The organism is Paenibacillus sp. MER 99-2, from assembly GCF_023714095.1.
Lineage (GTDB): Bacteria > Bacillota > Bacilli > Paenibacillales > Paenibacillaceae > Paenibacillus.
The window spans coordinates 1-445 of sequence record NZ_JAMAUZ010000039.1 but is presented as its reverse complement, the minus strand read 5'-3'; the positions used below and the strand labels follow the sequence as shown (position 1 = coordinate 445).

The following is a 445-nucleotide window of genomic DNA, read 5'->3' as shown; positions in this document are numbered from 1 at the left end:
ATATAGGCCTGCGCCAACCCATCGGGGCTGGGCTGCTCCGCATATTCAATGGTCATGCTCCACTGCGATCCGTCGCCCAGCAGGTCGCGGAACGCCGGCAGGTCGCGCGGAGTGGAGATGATCAGCACTTCGCGGATTCCCGCCAGCATGAGCGTGCTGAGCGGATAGTAGATCATCGGCTTGTCATAGACCGGCATGAGTTGCTTGGATGTCGGCAACGTCATCGGATAGAGACGGGTGCCGCTGCCCCCGGCAAGGATGATACCTTTCATCGTGATCGCATTCCTCCGGTCAGGCGTCCTGGGTTTCCAGGCGGGCAAGCACCGTTTCCAGCGAGGCGCGCCAATCGGGCAGCACCACGCCGTGAACCTGTGCGATCAAGCCGCAGTCGAGCCGCGAATTCGCGGGCCGCGCGGCGGCGGTGGGATATTGAGCGGTGGTGATC

Annotated in this window: 2 protein-coding genes; both read right to left on the bottom strand. The window is 63.1% G+C overall.

The features are described 5' to 3' along the window. The coding region (locus M3636_RS29195; RefSeq protein ID WP_251384758.1) for a sugar phosphate nucleotidyltransferase at positions 1 to 272 on the bottom strand (272 nt) is incomplete at its 3' end. A 19-nt stretch (positions 273 to 291) separates the two neighbouring features. Then, positions 292 to 444 (bottom strand): sugar nucleotide-binding protein, encoded by a 153-nt coding sequence (locus M3636_RS29905; RefSeq protein WP_353056332.1) that lies wholly within the window; start codon positions 442 to 444, stop codon positions 292 to 294. Position 445 lies beyond the last annotated feature (1 nt).